Origin of the sequence: Acinetobacter lwoffii, from assembly GCF_024129735.1 — a bacterium.
GTDB lineage: Bacteria > Pseudomonadota > Gammaproteobacteria > Pseudomonadales > Moraxellaceae > Acinetobacter > Acinetobacter lwoffii_H.
Window position 1 is genome coordinate 1 of record NZ_JAMXXK010000105.1, and the last position, 1,376, is coordinate 1,376.

Here is a 1,376-nt window from a genome sequence, read left to right on the forward strand (position 1 = left end):
AGGCATAGGTATCTACACAATTCCTGAACTTTGCGTTAAATTGAAGAGCATGCTCTTCAATTTAACATCTCTGGCCTGGATCAGCGTCTTGTCAAGCGCTATAACAGCCTTGTAAAGCTCAATATGAACCCTCTTGCTTCACTTGCTCCGGCAATCAAAGACCTGGCTTCTGCCCAAAAGTCGAGTTTCGCAACCACACAAGCGGTCTGGCGATTCCTGAATAATGACAAAATCTCTTTTAGTCAGTTAAACCAGCCAATTGAACATCTTGCATGTGAACAGATCAAGGCATCACCGCATCAATATGCATTGATTGTTCATGACTGGTCTCAGCTACAGTATGTGAAACACCATCATAAAATTCAGCGCCTGCAAAGAACCCATCAATATGATTCAGGCTATGAATTGCAAAGCAGTCTGCTGGTTGATGCAGCCTCGGGACTACCTATTGCGCCACTGGCGCAGACACTATCAGATGCCTCAGGCTGCTATTCCACATTCAGTCAACACTCTGCTGGGCGCAAATCTCATCTAGATTCACTTACCGAACAAATCAAAGTGATTGAACAATATCCCATTGAGAAAACATGTGTTCATATCATTGATCGTGAAGGTGACTCCATTGCCCACCTAAGGGAAATGAGCAGCCAGGGTTTTAAATGGCTGATTCGGGCGAAAGAAGGCCATCGAATTGAGCATCAGGGCAAAACATGCAAAGTTGCAGAAGCCGCAGAACGAGTAGAAACGCAGCAGGTCCAGCCGATTGCCTATAAAGGAAACCGGCATATGTTGCATGTGGGAGAAACTGCTATCCGGATAACACGTGCAGCAAAACCGAAGAGAAATGACGATTCAGGCCAACGGGTTGCTCCCCAGCCAGGGAGTGCGATTGAAGCCAGATTAATTGTTGCCGTAGTGAAAGATGATCAGGATAAGACCGTCGCAAGATGGTCACTAATCAGCAATGTTCCATCAGAGATTACTACGGTAGAGATGACGACCTGGTATTACTGGCGCTGGACAATTGAATGCTATTTCAAGCTGCTCAAGCAGGCAGGTCATGATATTGAAGCATGGCTTCAGACCAGACCTGAAGCCATTTTAAGGCGGTTACTGATTAGCTGTATGGCTTGTGTTTTAACTTGGCGAATCCAGCGTTCTGAAGATGAACACCATCAGAAAATTCGTGTATTTCTCACCCGTCTTTCAGGTCGGCAGCAGAAAAGAGGTAGGTTGGAAAGTGCACCTGCCTTATTGGCAGGGCTTTCGATTTTACTGAACACTCTTCAACTGCTCTCGGAATATTCAATAGATGAACTCAATGAGATAGCCACAATGGCATTAGGTATCTCATAGATGTGTAGATACCTATGCCT

General features: G+C 45.3%; 1 protein-coding gene. It reads left to right on the top strand.

What is annotated here, in order from left to right:
• Nucleotides 1-123 precede the first annotated feature (123 nt).
• Entirely contained in the window at nt 124-1,356 is a 1,233-nt protein-coding gene (locus NI469_RS15650) for a transposase (protein WP_004730312.1), read from the top strand.
• The last annotated feature ends 20 nt before the right edge of the window (nt 1,357-1,376 follow it).